The following is a 21636-nucleotide window of genomic DNA, read 5'->3' as shown; positions in this document are numbered from 1 at the left end:
CGCGACGTGAGCGACGACAACCAAGAGGAGATGCTCGACCAGCTCGTCTTCCGCTGGGAGGGCAACCGCGACCGGCACGAAACCGGCATCACGGCCGTGGCGTACTCGTGCGGCAAGGACCGCGCCGAAGCCCTGCGGGCCGCGCTGGCACCACTGCTGCGCGTGGAGGGAGGCAAAGAGCCCAGCCTGGTCCGGGTGGTTCTGAGGGAGCGCGGCGAGGTCGTGCTGATCCACCGCAGACCCGCCCGGGACGCCACCGGCAGGCAGAGCACGCTCTCCCATGCGCTGCTGGGACCGTCCGAGGCGCTGACGCCGCGCTTCTGTCTTGCCCTCAGTTCCTGGCAATGGGGGCAGGATCCCGCTGGGGAGCTTTCCGGGCCGGTGGATCGGGTCCCGCGCCAAGGGCTGTACGGCGCCGCGCGAGAACAGTGGAGACAGTTCACGCAGGACGTACCGGCGGTCGAGGCACATCTCACGGTTGCGGTGGCCCAGCTCTTGCGCACCCCGAACCACCGGGTGTCGATGCGCATCCCGGAGGCCTTGGGGACCGGTAAGACCCTTGCCCCGCTGCTGATGTGGGGGCTGTGCGGTGTCTTCGAGCAGTGGATCGGCCGTGAACACTGGACCTTCGCGACGTACGACACCGTTGATTCGAACGCGCTTCGGGTGGTCTGTGTGCCCGAGTGGCGCCAATCGGCCACCCAGGACATCAGTTTGGAGCGGATCACCTTCGAGGGCCACCCGCAGGACGAGGCCCACGAGGTGGCGGCAGACCTGGTGAGGTGCTTTCTGCGGTCCCCTTCCAGGCCGCACGAGCTGGGCAGGCTCATGGACATGTGCCGGGACGCGGTCGACCGGCCGCTGAGGGATCGGCTGAGCGGGCTCAGACGACTGCTCAGCCACGGGTTCGACATCTACCACGACCAGGCGGAACAGGGACCACTCATGGTTCCCTCCCCGACGACCCACGCGTCCGGAACCTGGACGGACGAGCGGGGGAACGCTCACGCAGCCGGGCAGGACCGTCAGAGCGGGCATGGCTCTCCGGATGAGCACGTTCGCCGCGTGGAGTGGGCCGACCTGCCGGAGACGAGCCGCTCGTACGAAGGGACCGGCTCCGACGGGCAAGAGCCCTCCGGCCCTGACCCGACGGTCCCGGACGCGGATCCGGCGGCGGAACGTTCGTACCAGCAGCCGCCCCTTCCGGGGAGCCCGCCACCACTCACCAGCCCCCCACGGCAGGTACCCCGTGCGCCGGAGCCGCCGGTGGAGGAAGCGCTCCGCAAGCCCTCGGCCTCCCCTGCTCCCGCCGACCGCCGTCCTCCGGCGGGCCCCCAGTTGCGTCCCGGCCCACCGCTGTTCGGGGCCGGCGCACCGGGCGTGTCCGAACCACGAGAGGGGCCGTCCGGACAGCTCTTCCCGCCCCCTTCACGAGAAGTGCCGCACACCCCTGAGAAGCCGCGGATGACGCCGTCAGGCTCACCGCACACGGACCCGGCGACGAGCCAGGAGCCCGTGCGGCCCGCGCGTCGTCCGGTCGTGGCAGTGCGGGCAGTTCCACGACGTGCCGGAAAGCTGCAGAGGCTGGGCAGGCTGCTCTCCCCTGCCAGGAGGCGCCGGCATCGTGAGGCGGCGGATCAGGCACAAGGGATCCTGGGCGACGCCGAGGCAGCCACTACCGACACCACCATGAGAGAGGCCGGCAGGCGGGAGGTACGGCGACGGCTCAGTCGGCTACCGGACGAGGTGCTGCTCGACAGGCTGGGTTCGCAGGACGTGGCACGACCGACCCGCGACCTCCTTCTCGACGCACTGGCGGACAGAGCACGGTGGCACTCCCTGCAGGAGGCGGACACGGTGTGCCGTGAGGTGTTGCGCCAGAGCCTGTACCTCTATCCGCTTCCTGACGAGCCTGACGCCGACGCGCAGGAGCACGCTCTGCAGGCCGCGTCGGAGGATGCTGTCTGGCTGTTCCACTGGGCGGTACGGCCGTATGTCAGGCACCCCGGCCTCGCGGACTCCTTGGACCGGCTGCTTCGTCGGCTGTGCGTCAAGGACGGGCCGGCGGAACGCCATGTGCTGGAGGGAGTTCTCCACCCCCGCGACGGTGAAGTGCCTGACCTGCCGCCCCAGGTCTGGGTCCATCTGGTCGACCACCTGCGGGACGGGTCCACGCCACCGCGGGCGGAGAGCGATGAGGAGCAGCCGTACCGGCCTGTCGCCCACGGTCACCGGCAGGGGCCGCAGCATGGCATGCACCGCGCGGAGCCGCCGGACGAAAGCTGGAAATTCGGTTGCATCGCCATGGGTCTCCTTGTCGTTCTCCTGCTTCTCGTTCTGGCATGGGGGTGGATGAGCGGTTGAACAGGTCGATCTGAGCAGGCACATGAATTCGAGACGACGGTGCGTCGTGGGATCCAGTAGGGGGAGGGCAGCCGCATGGTGCCCCAGCGGGTTTTCATCAGCCACAGTTCCCAGGTGGAGCATTTCGACTGGGAGGTGTGCCTCGCGGTCCGTCAATGCCTGGAGTGTGCCGGGTACGAGGTGTTCCTCGACAGGAAGTCGCTCCGCAATCAGGAGGGCTGGGAACCCCAGATACGCAGGAACCTGGCCAGTTGCGACGCGGCGGTGTTCATCATCGGCCGCCGCGCGCTCAGTTCGAAGTGGGTGCGACGCGAGGCCGAGATCCTGAGGCAGGAACACGACGTCCGGGGAATCTTCCTGGTGGTCGTCCTGCTGGACGGGGTTTCGACATCGGATCTGGAATCCGCGCATCTGGACGTGCTCAACATCAAGCAGGTCATGAGGTGCGACACCAAGGTCAGACCGACACCCTCACAGCTCGCCACGAGAGTGGCCCGGGAATTCGCGAAGCTCCCGAGGCTGCCCGGCGAGGACAAGCCGATGCAGCGCTGGATCGAGCGCGTATCACTGATGCTGCGCGGTTGCGCGGACCGGAGCGCTCTCGAGCAGGCGGCGCGGATGCTCGGGCTGGAGGAAGGTGAGGCGCAGCAGGCCGGGGGCTTCAACGGCGAGCGTCTGCTCGCCCGCCGCCTGCTGGACGCCGGCCTGGGTGAAACCGTTCCCGCTGCCGTGGGGCACCTGTACGCCGCACTGGGGCCTGCGGGAGGCCATCTGGCCAACCAGATGGCGCCGACGTGGGTGGACGCCACTGCCGCCCGCGGCCTGATCCCGGCCGAAGGGACCGACGAGGGACGCGTGATCCTGCTCAACGCTTACGCCAAGGAGACCGCCGAACACTACATCGACCGGGCGATGTGCAAGGAGGCCAGCAGGTACGACAAGGAGATCACCATCGCGCTCGAAGGTGATGAAACAGAGGCTGCGGCCGTGTTCAGGGGCGAGTTGGAGGGCGCTCTGTGGAAGATGGCGGCCGCCTCGCCCGGTGAGAAGTGCGCCAAACCGCCGGGCAAGGACCTCTACTTGGTCATACCCGTGGCCAGGGGGGCCCGAAGACGCATGCTCGCAGCAGTCATAAAGGAGATCAGGCGTGATTTCCCATGGCTCCACGTGGTCGCCGTGCTGGACGGAACCGCGCCGGACGAGCGCCTGCGGGCGGAGTGGGGGTTGTCGGACGCCATCGTCGCCAGCCCGGTCCTGGGTGATGAAGGAGAGAGGCTGGGTCACTTCAGGGTGAAGAACCTGTTCGACGCAGTCGAGACGAAATACCACATGCCGCGCAGAGGAATGGGATGACCGAGAAATCCGGCTACGGGTCCGTACGGACATGGGGCGGCCCGGACCGCGGGGACGGCACGTGCTACCTGATGCCCGACGAGGGGCGCCTCGCCGTCGAGGTCGCCCTCGCGACCGGGCGCCCACTGCTGCTGCGTGGCAAACCCGGCTGCGGCAAGTCCTCACTCGCGATGCATGTGGCACATGAACTCGACTGGCGTTACTACGAGCATGTGGTCACCTACCGCACTCAGGCCAGCGACCTGCTGTGGACCTACGACACGGTACGGCGCCTCGCCGACGCTCAGGCACGCGCGAACGGAGGCGAGGAGCTCAACGACCACCGGTACGTCCGGCCCGGACCGCTGTGGTGGGCGTACGCCCGGGATTCCGCACTGAGGCGCGGCGCCCCGCCGGACCTGGCGGTGCCTGGCGTCGCCGCCCGGAACGGCGGTCCCCAGGACACGTGCGAGGAGCCGTTCGTGAAGTTGAACGAGAGCCGGTCGCGGTACGGAGCCGTGGTCCTGATCGACGAGATCGACAAGGCCGACCCGGATGTACCCAACGGCCTGCTGGTGCCTCTGGGATCCGGGAAGTTCAGGGTGACGGAGACCGGCACCGTGGTCCGCATGGAGCAGCGCACCGAGCCGGGCCCGGCGCCCGCCCGCCACCTTGTGGTGATCACGACCAACGAGGAACGAGAGCTGCCACAGGCGTTCCTGAGGCGCTGTGTCGTCGCCTCGCTTCCTTCGCCCGGCAAGGACCGGCTGGTCGAGATCGCCCGTGCACATCTCACCGACGACTTCTGGGACAGGGACCAGGAGGCCTTGGCGACGGCTGTGGCCAGGGAGGTCCTTGCCGCGCGGGAACAGGCCGAGAAAGACGGCATGCGTGCGCCCAGCACGGCCGAGTTCCTGGACGCACTGCATGCCTGTCTCTCCCTCGAGATCCGCAGCCCGGCCGACCCCCGCTGGACACGGCTGCGCAACCTCGTCCTGCTCAAGCACCAGCAGCCCGAGGACACGGCCGAAGGAGACGGGGGGCGATGAGCGGCCGGCGTGACCACGCGGGGCGCGGCGCACCGCACGCCATGGGCACGGCGCCCCGGAGGGGGTGCACATGGCTGGGAGATCTGGCCTTGGCCCTTGAGACGATCGCACCCCAGGACGAAGGGACGGCGAGACGCATTGCCCGTCTCCTCGGTCTGGGCCCGTCATTGCCCACCGGGCCGCAGGACACAGGACCCGCCTGGAGTGCCGATGCCCCAGCGGAACACGCCGCCGCGGCCGCGGCCGGGAAGGGGCCGGGGCTGCCGGCCACTGGGGAGGAACGCGGGTCGGCTGTGCCCACCGTGCTCGGAGGGCTCGGACTCGACCCGGAGGACCCCGGACAGTACAGGGCAGTTGACGCAGGTGCGGTCGGCGGCGGCACGGGCCACCCGAGGCTCAGCCCCCTGGAGACCCTGCCCGCATGGCCCCGTGGCTGGTCGCGTCCCAGTGTCGCCAGGCCCGACCGCGAGCTGATGAGTCGCCGGCCGGCGTACACGCCGCTGCTCGCGCCCTTGTCCACCGCAGCCCTGTTGGAGGCGGCACTCGCCGGCACAGCACCCGAGGGCGAAGTGGAGGTCGAGACGACCGTCGATTTCCTCGCCCGTGGCCTGCCGCTGACCGAACTGCCCCGGCGCATGCTGCGGACTCTGCGTCACGGCGTTCAGATCCTGGTCGACCACGGGCCCGCGATGCAGCTGTTCTCCCGTGACCAGACGCAGCTGTGCGAGCGGGTCGAGGCCCTGGTCGGGAAGGAGAAGACGGAGCTGCTGCGCTTCGCCTACGCACCCCTGCGCGGCGCGGGCAAGGGACCGTTCTGGACCTGGCGGACCTATCAGCCTCCTCCTCGCGGAAGTGCGGTTCTGCTGCTCAGCGACTGCGGAACGATCGGGCCACCAGGAGACCACCGCAGGAGCAGGCCGGCCGAGTGGCGGGAGTTCGCTGCCGAGGTGCGACGCCATGGCGCCCGCCCACTGGGTCTGCTGCCACTGCCGAGGGACCGCTTTCCTGCCTGGCTGCCCGCGACCATGCCGGTGTTCGCCTGGGACCGCGGCACCACCGTGGGGCATGTCACCGCCCGGGTGGCCCCGGCCCAGGCAGGCTGCGGCGCGAACTCCGTTCTCGGGGGAGAGGGGTGAGGCCACGGTGAGCGGTGCTGACACGACACCGGGGCACGGATGGGACGACCTGCCGCCCGGCCCGCCGCCCGAGGCCGCCGAGCTCGCGGAACTGCTCAGCACCGCCGTCCGCATCGAGCCTGAACTGATGCGGGCGGTGCGTTTCGCACTGCTGCCGCAGGCGGATGTCGGCGCCGAGTCCGACCTGTGGTTCAGTGCCTGGACAGCATCCCGGAATCCCCGCGCCATGGTGTTGCTTCCGGATGTCCAGCGGGTCCTCAGGGCGCGCCTCGCCGACCGACTCGCGCGCTGCGCGGCGGACGACCCGCTGAGGCACCTGGGCCGTCTCATCGAGGGGCTCCACGGTCATCTCTCACCTCTGATGCGGCTGGAGGAGGAGGTGACCTGGCGGCTTGCGCTCGGCGGCCACAACGCGCTGGCCGATGCCGAAGCGGCGCTGCGTTCGGCGCTCAGGGCTCTGGTGGAGGACGAAGGACGCCAGGGCGTCGCCGACTGGCTCGTGGGTGCCTGGCGCCGTCTCCCGGAGAGCCTGCTGGACACCGTCACCGGGTGGCAGTTCCGTTCGATCGCTGCCTGCCTCGACACCGGTACCGGCATCGATCGCCGTGGGCCTGCCGGACTCACCTGTGCCGACGCCGCCATGGTCGTCGACGCCGTGGCCGCATCGGGTGAAGGCGCTGTCCCCGAGGTGGAGATCCCCGTCCGTATGCACCGCGGCGTGCTGAGCGTCGGCGGTGCCGCGGGCGACGAGCCCGACACGATGCTCATCCGTGCCCCCGGAACCGAACCCGTCGTACTGGAGCTGCGCCCGGGCACAACGGGCCAGGACAGCGAGGTGCTTCTGGTCCACTCCGGCCGGCGGGAGACCCGTACGGGATGCTCGCCCTCGGCACGCCTGGTCAATGCCGGAAGCGATGTCTACGATCCGTCGGGGACGGCCCATGGCCTGTTCGGGACCCATGGCCGCCCCGAGCGGCAGGATCCGACGGCCCCGGCCCGTCCGACCGTGCTCATCGGCCGCCGCCCTGATACAGCAGGCTTTCCGCAGTGGGTGTACGACAACCTGTGCGAGCTGCTGCACGGCGCCGGGTACCAGGTGCTGGACATCAGAGCGCTGCAGTCGCTCCCGACCGAGGCCGGTGACATCTCCTGGCCGGACACTTTCCACGCGGCAGTCATGCTGCTCGACCCGGTCGAGATCCGTTCGCCCATGGTGCGGGAGCAGATCGCACTGGTGGTCTCGTGGTGTGCCGGGTCCGAAGGCCCGCCGCCGCTCCTGCTGGCCCTCGACGGGGTGAGCACCACGGGAGCGGAGGCCCAGCTGATCTCCCACTGGGGGAAGCACAGCTGGCTCCGGGACACGGATACGCGCGTATGGCGTGCCGACTTCCCCAGGGGGCGCTGGCACGCCCGTGACGTCGCCCGGATGGCCGCGCAGAGTGTTCACCGTGCTGTCGCGCGGTCAGCTGCCGCCCCCAGCGGCCCCCGCCGCGTTCCCACGCGCGCCCAGATCCTGAGCCGGACGGTCGCCCAGCGCCTGACGCGCTACGCGGACCGAGGTGATGTGGTTGCCCTGGGTCGCGCTCTCGCCCTGCTCCAGGCGGCCTCGCCCGCCCTGCGACCCGACCATCCGGAGGACGCGGCCCTGCTCGTCCAGTACGCACGTGCTCTGTGCTACCGGGCGAGGGCCACCGACAGCGTGGACGACGCGGAGCACGGAGTGCAGATCCTGCGCGGTGTGCTGGCGGCGACCACCACCGGCGGGGCTCAACGCGAGGGCCGGACTAGGAGACTGGCACTGCACGGCCTGCTGCGGGCGTTGCACGTCCGCCTTGTGGTCGGCGGGGAGCACACGCCGGAAGGCACGGGCGGGAAGGCGTTCGACGAAGCGCTGGCTCTCGGCCGGGAGGCCCTGGACGCGGACCAGCCGACAGCTGATCGCGCCGAGCTGGTGGCCTGCCTCGCTCCCTTGGCGGCGGACGTCACGTGGCTGCGTGAGAAGCCTGAGCATGCCGAGTGGGCCTCTCGACTGAACCTTGAGGCGGCCCTTGACGAGCGGAGCATCGGACCGGTCGAGCGAGTGGCCGCGGCCCGGAACGCTGCGCGGTCGGGGGTTCGGGCAGGTCGCGCCTCCCTCGCCCTGCAGGGCTTCAAGCGGCTGTTCGACCAGTTGGAGCGCCTCGACTGGGTGGGCATGGGCGACGCCCAGTTCACCCTTGTCGCCGACGGCTTCGCCGGGATGCCGGAGAACGCCGCTGCCTGCGCCGTGGCCGCAGGTGAGCTCATGGAGGCCGTGGAACTCCTTGAGCGCGGCCTGTGCCTGCACCGCGTGATCCTGGCCGGACGGGCGCTGCGGGAAGGCGACGCCGGTTCCTGCCAGCCGCGCAGGCAGAGGCTGTACCGGCTCCGCAGGGAGACCGCCCGGCTTGCGCCGAGGCTGGCCGAAGATGATCTGCGGGCGGCCACAGTCGACGGGCCGGTGGTCGTTCTCAACGTGGCCGCTCTGCGCAGCGACGCTCTGATCCTGACGGGCGACTCGGTCTCCGTCGTGGAGCTGCCCGGCATGGAGGCCCCCTCGGTCCGACGGGGGCCGGAGTTTCAGGAGTCCGAGATGCGCGAGGCACTGAGACCGGCCATGGAAGAGCTGGCACGGCGGTTGCCTGGCGCGGAACGCGGGATCGCCCCGTGGGTCTGGTGGTGCCCCACGGGGCCGCTCTCTGACCTCCCCGTACACGAGGCGTACCCCCCGCAGCGGGTGGAGACCGGCGCGGAGCCGGCGCCCGGTCCCGCGCCCGTCTCGTCGTACGCGCCTGGACTGGCGGGCCTGCTGCGGCACCGGCGTCCCGGGGCCGGCCGCCCTGCCCGGAGGCCGTCCCGGGCACTGGTGGTGGTGGGGAACGCAGGTGACGAGACGTGGTGGGCCCGGTCCGCCGAGGAGGAGGTGGCGGTGCTGCGTGGTACGGGAATGGAGTTCGACGTGCTGGGCGGCCGATCGGCCACCCGACTCGCCGTACTCGAAGCCCTCTCGGAGGTCGAGGTCGTTCACCTCGTCTGCCGTCTTGTGCGGTCGCCCGCACCCGTGCAGCGGGTCGAGGGCACATCGGCGCCGGGCGCAGTCGGGGACATGGGCGTGGCGCTCGCGCTGGCCGACGGACCGCTGAGTGCCTCGGACATCGCTGCGGCGGACCTGTCCCACACCGAGCTGGTGTTCCTCTCCGGGTACGGCGGGGCCGTCGGCAGCGGCACGGAACCCGATCGGGACACCTTGGCGGGCAGCCTGCACTTCGCGGGATGCCGCCATGTCGTCACCTCCCTCAGCACGTCCGGCCCGGACCGCCTCACAACTGCGTCCGGATCCTTGGCGGCGAAGGTGTACCGCCTGCTGCTGGACCAGGATCACCGGCTCCAGCCGGACCGGGTGCCGTGGGCGCTGCACCAGGTCATGGCAGAGGCCCGGGGGAGTGAGGGAGAACGGTTCGGTCGAGGCGGCCGGCCACTTCCGTCCCTCGTTCATCTCGGCTCGTGACACCGTGCCCCAGGTCCGCGCGACGCACCGGTGGGGGATGCTCACCGGCCCGCGGCGCGGAAGTCCGGTCCGGCGATGGTCAGATCGCCGCCGAACTGGCCGATCTGCGACATGCTCACGTCGTCGAACGCGACGGTCCGCGTGGCGACCCCCGGGTGAGAGAGCCACCCGGGGAGGGCGTCGGGGCTGATCGTGACGCTGCGGACCGCCGGGAGTGGTGCGCCGCCCAGACTGGTGAGTGAGCCGGACAGCCTCGCGGTGTAGAGCGTCACCACGCCCTTGCCCCTGATCGTGGACGTGGCCGCGGGCCTGGCCCGCAGGCGCAGCCCACTGCTGCCGCCGGTCGTCAGGTCGAGGCCGGCGATGTCCATCAACCGTGCGGTGAACTTCAGAACCCGTTCGGCACCGGCCGCGGTCCGTACGGTCACCACCCCGTGGAAAACGCTCCCGTGGAGGACGAGTCGCTCCGCCCGCAGAACCCAGGGGCGGCTGCCGAGAGGGGCAGGCGAACGGTCGCGCGGAGCACCGGTGCCGGCAGCGACGAACGGGTGGATGCCGTCGGAGGAGAGGAACGCGGCCGAAGCCGCGGGCGCACCGACCAGCACCGCCGGCAACGCCGTCAGCGCCAGCGTCCTGGCGAGTGACCTGCGCAACCGGTCGAGTACGCCGCTCAGGCCGCTATCTCTCACCCTGGCCCTCGCTCACCGCAACAGTTGCGGGGGCGCCGTGTGCCGCCGACCGGGATTCCGCGGGGTCCGGCGGGGCCCAGGCACAGGCGAGAGCCCCGCCGACGAGGCCGCACAGCAGACCCAGAAGCATTCCCCCGAAGTTGACCATGGGGAAGGAGGCCAGAGCGAGCAGCATGGTCGCGATCCCGGCGAACACGCGCACCTGCTGGTGGAACCAGAGGGTGATGCCGAGGACGACAAGCAGGATCCCGATGATCAGCGACCCTCCGCCGGCCGTGGTGGACAGGGCCAGAGGGATGCCACCCGGACTGAGGCCGACGTAGGGGAAGTAGAGGACGGGCACTCCCGCGGCAAGGGTGAACAGGCCTGCCCAGAAGGGACGTTCACCGCGCCAGGCCCCGAACCTCCGTCGGGCGCCGGCGATCGCGGCCTGCAGTTCCGGTCGTCTGCGAAGAAGCTTGTGGATCACGTGCGTCTTCCATGTGAAAGCGGGCGGGAGCCAGGGCCGGCAGGCACCCGGCGGGCGTGTGCCGGGTCATGCGGTCAGAAACACGAGTGATTGCCCCGCACGAGACGCATGTTGAGACCGGGGACATTGAGAGTGGCGGCCGAGACGGCGATCGCGGTCACACGCACGTCGGTGAGGGTGGCCGATGCGGCTTGCTGCGCGATGCCGTTGGGATCGAAGAACCGGGAGTCCCTGTCCTCCGGGTTGATCTTGCCCGTGGTGAGCGAGCCGGCCGCGACACCGATGTCGAGATCATTGAGCAAGGCCTCATCAGCCGCCAAGGCCGTCCCGTCGATGAACATGTCCTTCGCCTCGGCCTGACCGTCGTCACCGGTGAGCCTCAGCGTGTAGGTGCCGAGGACCGGGATCGGGACCACGATGGACTGGCACAAGCCGTCGATCTTGGCGTGCCTCATCCCGGTGACCACGACCGGTACGGGAGCACCTTTCCGGGGCGTGTCCACCATGCCGTAGATGCTCAGGCCTCGTGCCTTCAGCGTGTCGGCGCCGATCTGGAACTTCTGTCCGGAAACGAAGAACGACGCGGCCAGCGCTCCTTGCGCCATGGCGATACCGAGAGCCGTGGCCGCTGTGACACCCGATGCCAGGACGACGGCGAAGCGCTTCCAGCGTGTCCTGCCGCATGCGTCCGACATCCGTCTCCTCCGGTCGAGAGATGGGCATGCCGGTGCCAGACAAGATAGGCGATGTCCCAGCATTTGCTGATCGATCCTAGGCTGACGTGACCGGAAGCTGTCGGCACATCAGGGCGTGCAGACGGGTGAGGTGGTTGTGGCTCAGGTGGTTGTGGCCCACCGCAACCCTCGGCGGGCGCTTCACGGGCCCGCGTGGTCGAGCTGCCCGAAGGTGGCCGGCTGCTGTACATGCTCGGTAGTCGTGAACCTGATTAGTCACTTTCTTGAGTATGATGGGTGGGTTGGGGTTCAGCGGGCGGATGGGAGAGGAAGCGGTCCGATGGCTTTGCGTCATGCCGTGCTGGCGGCGCTGTTGGATGAGGAGCTGAGCGGCTACCAACTGGCCAAGTCCTTCGACATGGGCGTGGCCAACTTCTGGCACGCGCTGCCTCAGCAGCTGTACGTCGAGCTGGCCAAACTGGAGGCGGACGGGCTGGTCACGGGCCGGGAGGTGGTCCAGGACACCCGGCCCAACAAGCGCCTGTTCCGGGTCACCGACGCTGGTCTCGCCGAGCTGGAACGGTTCGCGGCGGCCTCCGCCAAGCCCTCGTTCATGCGTGACGACCTGGTCGTCAAGGTCCAGGCCTCCGATCTCATCGACACCGACGAGGTCATCGCGCAGCTCATGGAGCGGGCCGCCTTCGCCGGGGCCAAGGTCGAGTTGTTCGGCTCGCTGCTGCACAAGATCCGCGGCGACCGCAGCGAGGAGGAGTTCCTGCGGCACGGCGAGCGGATCGGCCCCTATCTGACCTGCCTGCGAGGCCTCGCCTTCGAACAGGGCAACCGGGACTGGTGCGAGCGCACGGCGGCGATCCTGCGGGAAAGGCGGGCGGCTCATGCGCAGCGGTGAGTACCTGCGTTACGTAGCTTTGGGTGACAGCCAGACCGAGGGCCTCGGCGACGGCGACGACGTCGTGGGGCTGCGGGGTTTCGCCGACCGGTTCGCCGAGCTGCTCGCCGTGCACAGCCCCGGTGTCGAGTACGCGAATCTCGCCGTACGCGGCCGCCTCGCCGGACAGGTCCGCGCGGAACAGCTCGACTCCGCCCTCGCCCTGCACCCGGACCTGGCCACCGTCGTCGCCGGCGTCAACGACCTGCTGCGCCCCCGGTTCGACGCCGACGAGGTCGCCGGCCACTTGGAGGCGATGTTCGCCGCGCTCACCGCCCAGGGCGCCCGTGTGGTGACCCTCACCTTCCCCGACGTCGCACGGATCACGCCGCTCGCCCGCCCGATCAACTCCCGTGTCGTCGCCCTCAACCACCGCATCCGGGAGGCGGCACGACGGCACCGGGTCGCCGTCGGCGAGACCTCTCTCCATGACGTCGTCACCGATCTCCGCCTGTGGAGTCCGGACCGGCTCCATGCCGGCCCGCTCGGCCATGAACGGATCGCCGCCGCCATCGCCCACACCCTCCAACTACCCGGCAGCAGCGACGCCTGGACGCACCCTCTGCCTCCCCCGGAAGCGCCGCCCCCCGCCGGATGGCGAGCTGTGGCCACCGAACTGCGCTGGGCCGCCTCGTTCCTCGGCCCCTGGCTCGGCAGGCGCCTGCGCGGCCGCTCCTCCGGAGACGGCCGCACAGCGAAACGCCCGCAGCTTCTTCCTGTCCGCCCACTTCCCGACGGACGCATCTCGTAGGTCACACCGGCCACATCGGGCGACGGAACCCGAGGCCGGACCCTGTGGATGCGGCAGCGGTGAAGCCGTAGGCCGGCTACAGGGGTTCCGGCGGAACGGCTGAGAGCACGGGCTCGACCGGGAACGCCATGTCGTCCACAGCGCTCGGCGTACGGACACCGACCGAAAAGTTGGAGGCGAAAGCGGCCCGTACGGAAAGCGGTTCACCGATCGCCTTCGAGGCGGGCTTCAGCATGTCCAGCGCCGGACCGAAGACGGTGACGCGGACGGTGAACACCCCCGTCCGCCTGCCGACTTCACGCTGTACGCATCAACAGGACGGCTCAGGGTCGAGATCCGTCCAGAACACGGCGTCGCCGTCCCGGACCAAGCGGTCGAGGTGCAACGACAGTGCGCGGACCGTCCGTTCTCCGCGCACGGCCGTGAAATGTCCGTAGTTCGTCAGGGGAGCGCCTGCAGATCGTCGATCGACGCCGGCGCTCCGTCGACAGTGGCCGTTCGGCACGTGTGTCACCGAACGATCACTGTCGGGCCCCCGCGCCCGTGCTCGGGTCAGGAACCCGCTTGGCCCCCTTGATCGCCGCGCGCCGCGTTCTTCTCCTTGATGCGCGCCGCTTCCTTGCGGACGTCGGCCTGGGTGGCGCGTTCCTTCTGCAGCCACTCGGGAAGGTCCCGCTTCAGCGCGTCGATCTGCTCCGTGGTGAGGGCGTCCGTGATTCCGCCACGGGCGAGACCCGAGATGGAGATGCCCAGCTTCGCCGCGACCACCGGCCGCGGATGTGGACCGTTGCGGCGCAGATCCAGCAGCCACTCGGGCGGATCGGCCTGCAGCGCGTTCAATTCGGTGCGCGAGACGACACCCTCCTGGAACTCGGCGGGGGTGGCCTCGAGGTACACGCCCAGCTTCTTGGCCGCGGTTGCGGGCTTCATCGTCTGGGCGCTCTGGTGCGACGTCATGGTGTCCAGAGTATTCGAGCGCGTGCGCTACCTCCGACCACGACCGGTAACCTTGGCGGAGTGACAGGCTCGGAAGTACCCCCTTCGTTCCGGCTCGCCTACGTCCCGGGAGTGACCCCCACGAAGTGGGTGCGGATCTGGAACGAGCGGCTGCCCGGAATCCCACTGAACCTCATCGGGGTACCCGCCGCTGAGGCGTTCGACATGCTGCGCGGCGGCGGCGCCGACGCGGGTTTCGTACGGTTGCCGGTCGACCGGACGGACCTCAGCGCGATCCCTCTCTACACCGAGACGACGGTGGTCGTGGTCCCGAAGGACCATGTCGTGGCGGCGGTCGACGAGGTGTCCGCCGAGGATCTTGCCGACGACATCGTGCTGCACCCCCTCGACGACGTCCTCGGCTGGGAGCGTCTGCCGGGACGGCCCGCGATCGAGCGCCCCGCCACGACGGCGGATGCCGTCGAACTGGTGGCGGCAGGGGTGGGACTCCTCGTCGTCCCCCAGTCACTCGCCCGCCTGCACCACCGCAAGGACCTCACCTATCGGCCGGTCTCGGACGCTCCCGAGTCGCGTATCGCACTGTCGTGGCCGCAGGATGCGACCACCGACCTGGTCGAGCAGTTCATCGGGATCGTCCGTGGGCGGACCGTCAACAGCACGCGGGGTCGCCCCCCGGCCCCGGCCCCGGCCCAGCCGAAGCGCAAGCCCTCCGACAAGGGCGGTGCACAGCGCAAGCCCGCAGCCGGCAAGAGCCCTCGGAGCGGTGCCGGCGGCCCCAAGGGCGGCAAGCGCGGCAAACCTCGCCGTCGGTCGTAGCCTCGGCCCGTGCCGGCAGTCGGTACCGGCACTGCGGGCCGGAGGAGCCGCCGCGGGGCATGGCCGCCAGATGCGGTGTCGCGCCACCAAGTCCGTGGTCCGCGGCCCGGTCCGCCGGGCTTCCGAGCTTGCCGGACGCACCCCGATCTGACGCCGTCGGCCCTTCACGCAGCTCCGCGAGGGCGCCGGCTGCTCACCTGGCTTGGCGCGCGTGATCGGTCCCGAGCTGGTGTGCTGATAGGTACGCGCGTCGTGCTACCCGGGAGAGATCCAGATGAGCACCCATCGAGTCGTACAGGTGGCCGCCGCCGGCGGTCCGTTCGAGATCGTCGAGCGTGAGGTACCGCAGCCGGGCCCCGGCCACGTACGGATCGCCGTGGACGCCTGCGGGATCTGTCACAGCGACGTCGCTTTCGTGGACGCACTGTTCCCTGGCGTCCGGTTTCCTCTGGTCGCCGGGCATGAGATCGCCGGGCGCATCGAGGAGCTCGGCGAGGGGACGCACAGCGGCTGGCAGGTGGGCGACCGGGTGGCGGTGGGCTGGTTCGGCGGCAGCTGCGGCCACTGCACGCCCTGCAGACAGGGTGACTTCATCGTGTGCCAGAACCTGAAGGTTCCGGGGTGGGCGTACGACGGGGGGTACGCCGAGAAGGTGGTCGCACCGCAGGACGCCCTGGCGCGGATCCCCGACGCGCTGACGGCGACCGATGCGGCACCCCTCGCCTGCGCGGGGGTGACCACGTACAACGGGCTGCGGCGCAGTTCCGCACGGCCGGGCGATCTGGTCGCCGTGCTCGGTATCGGGGGCCTCGGCCACCTGGCGGTGAAGTATGCGGCGGCCATGGGCTTCGAGACCGCGGCCATCGCCCGTGGATCGGGGAAGGCCGACTTCGCCAAGCAGCTCGGTGCGCACCACTACATCGACAGCACGGCGGACACGCCCGTCGCGGACGCGCTCCGCTCCCTCGGCGGCGCGAAGGTGGTCCTGGCCACCGCCGCCAACTCCGACGCCATCACGGCGACCGCGGAAGGGCTCTCCCCCCGCGGCGAGCTCGTGGTCGTCGGCGCGGACGTGAACCCGCTGGGGATCAGCCCGAACCAGCTGCTCATGAGCGGCAGGATCATCCGCGGGCACCCCTCCGGGACCGCGCAGGACGTGCAGGACACCATGGCGTTCAGCGCCCTGCACGGCATCCGCCCGATGGTCGAGATCCTGCCCCTGGACCAGGCCGCCGAGGCGTACCGGAAGATGATGTCCGGAGCCGCGCGGTTCCGGATGGTCCTCACCACTCGCTGACGTTGCGCACCAGTACACCGTGACGCAGACGGATGTGAACGCGGGTGGGATCGAGAACCCGGCCGTGGTGACGGGGACTTCGCCGAGTGGTCCCGCTGCGACGGCGTCGGCGAACGAGACGGTCGCCGCGGCCTACGGCTGCGGGCCGGCTCTGTGGGTCGTGAACCCGGGGGTCCACCAGGCGCTGTCGTCGGTCGTGACGGCGAACGCCTCGACACCTTCCACGGACCGGAGCCATGCACGAGCGGCGTCGCCCATCGCGAAGGCGGCCGTTGCCAGGGCGTCGACCTCGGTGAGGTGGCGGCCCACCAAGGTGATCGAGGCGAGAGCCGTTGCCGGTCCGCCGGTGACGGGGTCCACGATGTGGCAGCCGCGTTCGGCGGTGCCGGAGGTGGCGACGGCCATGTCCCGGCCGACGACGACCGTGGCGAGATCGTCACGGTGGAGAGGGTGAACGATGCCGATCTGCCATGGCCGGCCCGGGGCGGCCTCGCCCCGGCACTGGATGTCGCCGCCGCCGTTGACGGTGTGATGGCGTGCGCCCGCGTCGTACAGCAGCTGCGAGGCGCGTTCGACCGCCCAGCCCTTCACCATGGCCGAGGGGTCGAGACGGCCGCCGACGGCCGTGGTGAACCAGCCGCCGCTGACCTGGGCGGCGTCCTCGCACAGCTCCAGGACTTCCGCCACCTCCGGGTCACACATGGGGAGTGTCGTCTCCCCGCGGCCCAGACGGCTGATCTGGCTGTCACTGCGGTACGTGGAGAAGACCGAGTCGACATGGTGCAGCCAGGCCACCGCGTCGCCGAGCGCCCTGGTGACCGCCGGCGTCACCGAGCCTCGGACGTCGAAGGAGAACACCGTGCCCATGACGTGCTCGACGTGACGCAGCCCGGCCGGCTCAGGCACGGGCCCGGTCCAGCGCGCTCTGCAGCGAGGAGATGTAGCCCTGGCTGGTGTACGTGGCGCCGGAGACGGCGTCGATCTGCGCGTTCTGTGCGGCCAGGGCCCGCTCGGTGAGCCGCGGGACGGCGTCGGCGCTCGGGCCCTCGTCGTGGAGGCCCTTGACCACCTGCACCGCAGTGAGCCGGCCGTCGGCCAGGGTGGCGCGCACCTGGACCGGGCCCTGGCGGGTCTCGACGGTGTCACCGACGAAACTGCCGGACACCCGCCCGGTCGGCTCCGGGGCCGAGGCGCTGCCGCCGGGTGCGGACTCACGGGAAGGGGCGGGTATCGGCGGGGCCGCGGTTGCCGCGGGGTCCTCCTGCGGCTTCAGGGACAGCAGCAGGACGATGCCCGCGGCGGTGGCGGCGGTGACTGCGGCAGCTCGGATCATGAGGTCTCTCTCCTCGGAGGCGCTGGTCGGAAGCGAACGCGGTTCAGAAGGCTGATGCGGGTGAGAAAGCTGATGCGGGTCAGAAGGCGAACGACTCGTGGTGCACGCGGTGCCGTGGGACTCCTGCGTCGCGCAGTGCCGCCTTCGCGGCGACGGCCATTCCCGGCGGGCCGCAGACATAGACGTCGTGCGACGTCAGCTCGGGTACCAGGTCGCTCAGGGCGGCTGCCGTCAGTGGCAGGGACGGCCCGGTGCGCTCGTCGACGACGTAGTGCAGACGTGCGCCCCGGGCGGCGGCTATCCCGTCGAGCTCGTCGCGCAGGGCGAGGTCCTGGAAGCTCCGGGCGTAGTAGAGCAGTGTCATGTCGCCCGGCAGGGTCTCGAAGAGCGCGCGCAGGGGCGTGATGCCGACGCCCCCGCCGAGCAGCAGCACCTTGTGGCTCCCCTGGCGGGCGCGGGTGAAGGCACCGTACGGGCCCTCCGCCCACACCCGGGTGCCGGGCCGGAGACCGGCCAGCGCGGCGCTGTGACCGCCTGCCGCTTTGACGGTGATCCGCAGATGGCGCTCGTCGGCCGGAGCGGACAGCGAGTACGGATTCGCTGCCCACCACATCCCGGGGGCGAGGAAGCGCCACCGGAAGAACTGGCCCGGCTCCGCGGCCAGCGCATCGAGGTGCCGGCCGGTGATGTAGACAGAAACCACTCCGGGAGCCTCCGGGTGTACCTCGGCGACGGAGAGGCGATGGCGCAGTGCGCGCCTGAGCGGGGTCAGGAAGCGGTACCACAGCAGCAGCCCCGCCACCCCGAGATAGAGCCCGTACCAGGCGAGACGCGCCGCCGGGGCGTCCACGAAATCGGCGCCGTTGGACAGCTGGTGGAAGAAGGCGAGGAAGACCGCGAGGTAGGTGAGGAAGTGCACGTAGTGCCAGGTCTCGTAGGACATCCTGCGGCGGGCGGCCCGGGCGGAGACGATCCCCACGACGACGAGCAGCAGCATTCCGATCGTGGCGATGAGCATGTCCTCGTACGCGAACACCAGCGCGGTCGTCTGGTCGATGACGTCCGTCTCGGCGGTGATCGAGTATCCCCAGATGATGAGAAGGGTGTGAGCGACGGAGAGGGAGACGGTGTACCGGCCGCCCATGGCGTGCCAGCGGGCAAGCCGGTCGCTCCCCACGCTCCGGTCGAGCGCGGGCACCCGGGCCATCAGGGCGAGCAGGACGGCGCAGGCGTAGCCCGCGAGCAGCCCGGTGATCCGGCCGCCGTTCGTCAGCCACGCGTCCGGTCCCGCGACCGTCTCCGTGTTGCGCCACCACAGTGCGAGCACGGCAGCGGCGCCGGCGTGGATGAGCGTGAGAACGCCCGCGGCGGGGGAGCGCCACGGCCGCCACGGCAGGGGCGGGGCGTGCTGGGACAGGTGCAGGCTGCGGCGGGTGTGCTGGATGGTGGTCATGAGGCTCCCTCGGCTGAAGTCCTCCCGGAGGCCGTCGTCTGCGTACGGCCCGGGGTGCGGCACACCGTGGCAGCACAATTTCTGTGTTTCCTCTGAAGGGGAGCGGAAGAGGAGTCCAGTGCGCGGACTCATAGGAAATTCAGAGGTACGGCGGTGATACTGCCGGGGCCATGAGAAACCCCGACACCGCCTCGCCCCCGTCGGCCGGCCTGCACCGCCCCGACGGCTCACCCGTTCGCGTGCTCGTCGTGGACGACGAGCCCGATCTGGCCGGCATCCTCTCCGACGCCCTGCGCTACGAAGGCTGGGATGTGAGCACCGCGGGAACCGGCGAGGAGGCGGTCGCCGCGGCGCGGGACGTCAGCCCGGATGCGGTGGTGCTGGACATGATGCTGCCCGACATCAACGGCCTCGATGTACTCCGCCGGCTGCGGGCCCGGGCGCCGGGCGTGTGCGTGCTGTTCCTGACCGCCCGCGACGCGGTGGAGGACCGCATCGCGGGTATCACCGCCGGCGGTGACGATTACGTCACCAAGCCGTTCAGCCTTGAGGAAGTGCTCGCCCGGCTGCGCGGGCTGCTGCGCAGGGCCGGGATGACGCGTGCGACGGACGAGGCGAAGCTCCTCGCCGTCGGCGACCTGGTGATGGACGAGGACGCCCGGGAGGTCTCTCGCGGCGGGCAGCCGGTGGACCTGACACCGACCGAGTTCGAGCTGCTGCGTTTTCTGATGCGCAATCCCCGGCGGGTGCTCAGCAAGGCCCAGATCCTCGACCGCGTGTGGAGTTATGACTTCGGAGGGCAGGCCCATGTGGTCGAGCTCTACGTCAGCTATCTGCGCAAGAAGGTGGACGCCGGGCACAGTCCCCTGATCCATACCGTGCGCGGGGTCGGCTATGTCCTCAAACCGGACCCGCCATGAGGTCCACCGCGTCCTTCCCGGTCCCGGCGGTCCGCAGCCTCCGGGCCCGGCTGACGATCGGCCTGGTCGTGCTGCTGGCGGTGAGCTGTGGAGCCGTCGGTCTGGCGACGACCACCGCACTCGAGGGCTTCCTCGTCCGGCGGCTGGACCAGCAGCTGACGGCGGTCGGCAACCATTTTCCCGCGAGCCTCGACCCCGCCAGGAAGCTGCGCGGCGACGGCGGCCCTGACACCCGGGGACAGGCCACAGGGACCTTCGGTGCCTGCGTGCTGGGCGGTACGGTCACCCAGGCCGCCGTCGTACGAGACCAGACCGAGACGGGTGTCGCGCTCACCGCCACCGACCGCCGTGAACTGGTGGACGTACCGGGCGACGGCAAAGGCCGCACCATCCGGCTGTCCACACTCCATGACTACCGGGTGATAGGCGTCAGGGGCCCCGCGGGCGACGTACTGATCACGGGCCTGCCGCTCCAGCCCGTCGAGGACACCGTGCAGAGGCTGCAGCTGGTCGAGGCGATCGTGTTCGGGGCGGCGCTGCTGGCCACAGGGATCGCGGGAGCGGCGTGGGTGAGGCTTTCGCTGCGTCCGCTGCGCCGGGTGGCCGCGACAGCGTCCCGGGTGGCCCAACTGCCGCTCGCCGGTGGCGAGGTCGCCATGCCGCCGCGGGTCCCGGACACCGATCCCCGCACCGAGGTGGGCCAGGTCGGGGGCGCGTTCAACCGGATGCTCCGGCATGTCGAGGACTCGCTCGCCCGCAGACACGCGAGCGAGGAACGGCTGCGGAGGTTCGCCGCGGACGCCAGCCATGAGCTGCGCACACCCGCCGCCTCGATTCGCGGCCACGCGGAGCTGGCCCTGCTCCATCCTGGTCCGGTGCCCGACAAGGTGCGCCATGCGCTCGACCGGGTCCGGTGCGAATCGGTGAGGATGGGCGAACTCGTGGACGACCTCATGCTGCTCGCCCGGCTGGACGCGGGGCGACCGCTCGCGGACGAGCCGGTGGACCTGACCAGGCTGGTGCTGGACGCGGTGAGTGACGCCGGCGCGGCCGGACGGGAGCACCGCTGGGTGCTCGAACTGCCCGAGGAACCCGTGGTCGTACGCGGTGACGAGCGGGGACTGCAGCAGGTGCTGACCAACCTGCTCGCCAACGCCCGCACCCACACCCCGCCCGGTACCAGGGTGAGCGTGGGCCTCGTGGAGCGGGACAGCCAGGTGGAGATCCTCGTGGAGGACGACGGGCCCGGGGTGCCCAAGGAGCTGCAGTCGGAGATCTTCGAACGCTTCGTACGGTCCGACGACGGGCGGTCGAGGAGCGCGGGCGGCACCGGACTCGGCCTGGCCATCACCCACGCCGTGACCTCGGCACACGGCGGCTGCGTGGAGCTTCGCAGCCGTCCCGGCCGCACGGTCTTCAGGGTTGCCCTGCCGCAGCCCGGTGACATCGGCTGACGCGCAAAGGCGGTCCGGGCGGCCGCTCCAGGTGCCGCTGGACGTAGTCGTCCAAGGCGTGGGCGGGGAGGCGGCGGGCGCGGTCAGCGAGGCCGAGCGGCGTGCGAAGACGCAAGCCGACGTGTCAGGATCCGCCGGTCGCGGGGTTCACCGGCGGGCGTGATCAGCCGGCGTGCGCGTGGGGGCGGCGGCTGCGGGTCCGGCCCGGCCGGAGCGTGCGCGTCGGTCACCGGCTTCGCTCGTGACCGCGTACAAAAGAAGTCCGGGGATCCCGCTCGAACTCTCCGGGCGGCAGCCGCTGCAGATCGGCGAAACTCTGCGCCGGCGCGCGTCTTCAAGCAGGGCGATGTCAATCCGGGCCCAGGGCTTGAGCGGAGTCGGTGTCGTGGCTCCGGGCGGCGTGGGGACACCCGCGTTCTGGGACCTGCTGTCCAGCGGCAGGACCGCGACGCGGGGCATCACGCTCT

The 21636-nt window shown here is 70.6% G+C and carries 19 protein-coding genes; 11 read left to right on the top strand and 8 right to left on the bottom strand.

Annotation, left to right across the window (positions count from 1 at the left end; all coding sequences use genetic code 11):
- Window positions 1-6 precede the first annotated feature (6 nt).
- The 5 genes from ABZ208_RS24420 to ABZ208_RS24400 all read left to right on the top strand — a co-directional run bounded on the left by ABZ208_RS24420 (window position 7) and on the right by ABZ208_RS24400 (window position 9407).
- Window positions 7-2364 (top strand): hypothetical protein, encoded by a 2358-nt coding sequence (locus ABZ208_RS24420; protein WP_356911592.1) that lies wholly within the window; start codon window positions 7-9, stop codon window positions 2362-2364.
- A gap of 75 nt (window positions 2365-2439) precedes the next feature.
- Window positions 2440-3717 carry a toll/interleukin-1 receptor domain-containing protein gene (locus ABZ208_RS24415; protein WP_356911591.1) on the top strand — a complete coding sequence of 426 codons (1278 nt, stop codon included), beginning with the start codon at window positions 2440-2442 and terminating at the stop codon, window positions 3715-3717.
- On the top strand, window positions 3714-4745 hold the full coding sequence (locus ABZ208_RS24410) for a MoxR family ATPase (protein ID WP_356911590.1): 1032 nt from the start codon (window positions 3714-3716) through the stop codon (window positions 4743-4745). The genes ABZ208_RS24415 and ABZ208_RS24410 overlap by 4 nt, the downstream gene beginning before the upstream one ends.
- A gap of 293 nt (window positions 4746-5038) precedes the next feature.
- Window positions 5039-5881, top strand: coding sequence for a hypothetical protein (locus ABZ208_RS24405; RefSeq protein ID WP_356911589.1), 843 nt, complete (start codon window positions 5039-5041; stop codon window positions 5879-5881).
- 7 nt (window positions 5882-5888) lie between these two features.
- Window positions 5889-9407, top strand: a complete 3519-nt coding sequence (locus ABZ208_RS24400; protein ID WP_356911588.1) for a CHAT domain-containing protein — start codon at window positions 5889-5891, stop codon at window positions 9405-9407.
- Window positions 9408-9448: 41 nt separating this feature from the next.
- Here ABZ208_RS24400 and ABZ208_RS24395 read toward each other — a convergent pair whose 3' ends face one another.
- The 3 genes from ABZ208_RS24395 to ABZ208_RS24385 form a co-directional block, all read right to left on the bottom strand.
- Window positions 9449-10096, bottom strand: coding sequence for a hypothetical protein (locus ABZ208_RS24395; protein WP_356911587.1), 648 nt, complete (start codon window positions 10094-10096; stop codon window positions 9449-9451).
- A complete protein-coding gene (locus ABZ208_RS24390; protein WP_356911586.1) occupies window positions 10086-10565 on the bottom strand; it encodes a DUF6114 domain-containing protein in 480 nt (159 codons plus the stop codon). Before ABZ208_RS24390 ends, ABZ208_RS24395 begins: the two co-directional genes overlap by 11 nt.
- Window positions 10566-10639: 74 nt before the next feature.
- On the bottom strand, window positions 10640-11260 hold the full coding sequence (locus ABZ208_RS24385) for a DUF6230 family protein (RefSeq protein WP_356911585.1): 621 nt from the start codon (window positions 11258-11260) through the stop codon (window positions 10640-10642).
- A gap of 319 nt (window positions 11261-11579) precedes the next feature.
- Between ABZ208_RS24385 and ABZ208_RS24380 the strand changes: the two genes are divergently transcribed.
- Window positions 11580-12149: a PadR family transcriptional regulator gene (locus ABZ208_RS24380; protein ID WP_356911584.1), complete on the top strand. Its 570-nt coding sequence runs from the start codon at window positions 11580-11582 to the stop codon at window positions 12147-12149.
- The gene (locus ABZ208_RS24375) at window positions 12136-12939 is read left to right on the top strand and encodes an SGNH/GDSL hydrolase family protein (RefSeq protein WP_356911583.1); all 804 of its coding nucleotides are present in this window, start codon (window positions 12136-12138) and stop codon (window positions 12937-12939) included. Before ABZ208_RS24380 ends, ABZ208_RS24375 begins: the two co-directional genes overlap by 14 nt.
- A gap of 76 nt (window positions 12940-13015) precedes the next feature.
- On the opposite strand, the gene ABZ208_RS24370 is transcribed toward ABZ208_RS24375, so the two are convergent.
- Both ABZ208_RS24370 and ABZ208_RS24365 read right to left on the bottom strand, forming a co-directional pair.
- Window positions 13016-13216, bottom strand: coding sequence for a hypothetical protein (locus ABZ208_RS24370; RefSeq protein ID WP_356911582.1), 201 nt, complete (start codon window positions 13214-13216; stop codon window positions 13016-13018).
- 275 nt (window positions 13217-13491) lie between these two features.
- On the bottom strand, window positions 13492-13896 hold the full coding sequence (locus tag ABZ208_RS24365; RefSeq protein ID WP_356911581.1) for a DUF5997 family protein: 405 nt from the start codon (window positions 13894-13896) through the stop codon (window positions 13492-13494).
- Window positions 13897-13956: 60 nt separating this feature from the next.
- On the opposite strand from ABZ208_RS24365, the gene ABZ208_RS24360 reads away from it, so the two are divergent.
- Together ABZ208_RS24360 and ABZ208_RS24355 are read left to right on the top strand one after the other, a co-directional pair.
- Window positions 13957-14712, top strand: a complete 756-nt coding sequence (locus ABZ208_RS24360) for a LysR substrate-binding domain-containing protein (RefSeq protein WP_356911580.1) — start codon at window positions 13957-13959, stop codon at window positions 14710-14712.
- 274 nt (window positions 14713-14986) lie between these two features.
- The gene (locus ABZ208_RS24355) at window positions 14987-16009 is read left to right on the top strand and encodes an alcohol dehydrogenase (RefSeq protein ID WP_356911579.1); all 1023 of its coding nucleotides are present in this window, start codon (window positions 14987-14989) and stop codon (window positions 16007-16009) included.
- A 132-nt stretch (window positions 16010-16141) separates the two neighbouring features.
- Here the strand turns inward: ABZ208_RS24355 and ABZ208_RS24350 are convergent, their stop codons facing one another.
- The 3 genes from ABZ208_RS24350 to ABZ208_RS24340 all read right to left on the bottom strand — a co-directional run bounded on the left by ABZ208_RS24350 (window position 16142) and on the right by ABZ208_RS24340 (window position 18795).
- Window positions 16142-16876 (bottom strand): FAD:protein FMN transferase, encoded by a 735-nt coding sequence (locus tag ABZ208_RS24350; RefSeq protein WP_356911648.1) that lies wholly within the window; start codon window positions 16874-16876, stop codon window positions 16142-16144.
- Window positions 16877-16907: 31 nt separating this feature from the next.
- Window positions 16908-17342 carry an FMN-binding protein gene (locus ABZ208_RS24345; protein WP_356911578.1) on the bottom strand — a complete coding sequence of 145 codons (435 nt, stop codon included), beginning with the start codon at window positions 17340-17342 and terminating at the stop codon, window positions 16908-16910.
- Window positions 17343-17421: 79 nt separating this feature from the next.
- The gene (locus ABZ208_RS24340; RefSeq protein WP_356911577.1) at window positions 17422-18795 is read right to left on the bottom strand and encodes a ferric reductase-like transmembrane domain-containing protein; all 1374 of its coding nucleotides are present in this window, start codon (window positions 18793-18795) and stop codon (window positions 17422-17424) included.
- A gap of 170 nt (window positions 18796-18965) precedes the next feature.
- Here ABZ208_RS24340 and ABZ208_RS24335 point away from each other — a divergent pair, with 170 nt between their 5' ends.
- Entirely contained in the window at window positions 18966-19715 is a 750-nt protein-coding gene (locus ABZ208_RS24335; protein ID WP_356911576.1) for a response regulator transcription factor, read from the top strand.
- On the top strand, window positions 19712-21169 hold the full coding sequence (locus ABZ208_RS24330; RefSeq protein WP_356911575.1) for a HAMP domain-containing sensor histidine kinase: 1458 nt from the start codon (window positions 19712-19714) through the stop codon (window positions 21167-21169). Before ABZ208_RS24335 ends, ABZ208_RS24330 begins: the two co-directional genes overlap by 4 nt.
- Window positions 21170-21636 lie beyond the last annotated feature (467 nt).

The organism is Streptomyces sp. NPDC006208, assembly GCF_040613775.1.
In the GTDB taxonomy this organism is placed as follows: domain Bacteria; phylum Actinomycetota; class Actinomycetes; order Streptomycetales; family Streptomycetaceae; genus Streptomyces.
Note: the sequence above shows the minus strand (reverse complement) of the source record. Positions and strands in the feature narration are given on the sequence as shown.

Excerpts from the sequence above, each read along its gene's own strand:
- ABZ208_RS24415 (WP_356911591.1), top strand. The coding sequence starts at position 2,440 with ATGGTGCCCCAGCGGGTTTTCATCAGCCACAGTTCCCAGGTGGAGCAT.
- ABZ208_RS24410 (WP_356911590.1), top strand. The coding sequence starts at position 3,714 with ATGACCGAGAAATCCGGCTACGGGTCCGTACGGACATGGGGCGGCCCG.
- ABZ208_RS24385 (WP_356911585.1), bottom strand. The coding sequence starts at position 11,260 with ATGTCGGACGCATGCGGCAGGACACGCTGGAAGCGCTTCGCCGTCGTC.
- ABZ208_RS24380 (WP_356911584.1), top strand. The coding sequence starts at position 11,580 with ATGGCTTTGCGTCATGCCGTGCTGGCGGCGCTGTTGGATGAGGAGCTG.
- ABZ208_RS24375 (WP_356911583.1), top strand. The coding sequence starts at position 12,136 with ATGCGCAGCGGTGAGTACCTGCGTTACGTAGCTTTGGGTGACAGCCAG.
- ABZ208_RS24365 (WP_356911581.1), bottom strand. The coding sequence starts at position 13,896 with ATGACGTCGCACCAGAGCGCCCAGACGATGAAGCCCGCAACCGCGGCC.
- ABZ208_RS24355 (WP_356911579.1), top strand. The coding sequence starts at position 14,987 with ATGAGCACCCATCGAGTCGTACAGGTGGCCGCCGCCGGCGGTCCGTTC.
- ABZ208_RS24350 (WP_356911648.1), bottom strand. The coding sequence starts at position 16,876 with ATGGGCACGGTGTTCTCCTTCGACGTCCGAGGCTCGGTGACGCCGGCG.
- ABZ208_RS24345 (WP_356911578.1), bottom strand. The coding sequence starts at position 17,342 with ATGATCCGAGCTGCCGCAGTCACCGCCGCCACCGCCGCGGGCATCGTC.
- ABZ208_RS24340 (WP_356911577.1), bottom strand. The coding sequence starts at position 18,795 with ATGACCACCATCCAGCACACCCGCCGCAGCCTGCACCTGTCCCAGCAC.
- ABZ208_RS24335 (WP_356911576.1), top strand. The coding sequence starts at position 18,966 with ATGAGAAACCCCGACACCGCCTCGCCCCCGTCGGCCGGCCTGCACCGC.
- ABZ208_RS24330 (WP_356911575.1), top strand. The coding sequence starts at position 19,712 with ATGAGGTCCACCGCGTCCTTCCCGGTCCCGGCGGTCCGCAGCCTCCGG.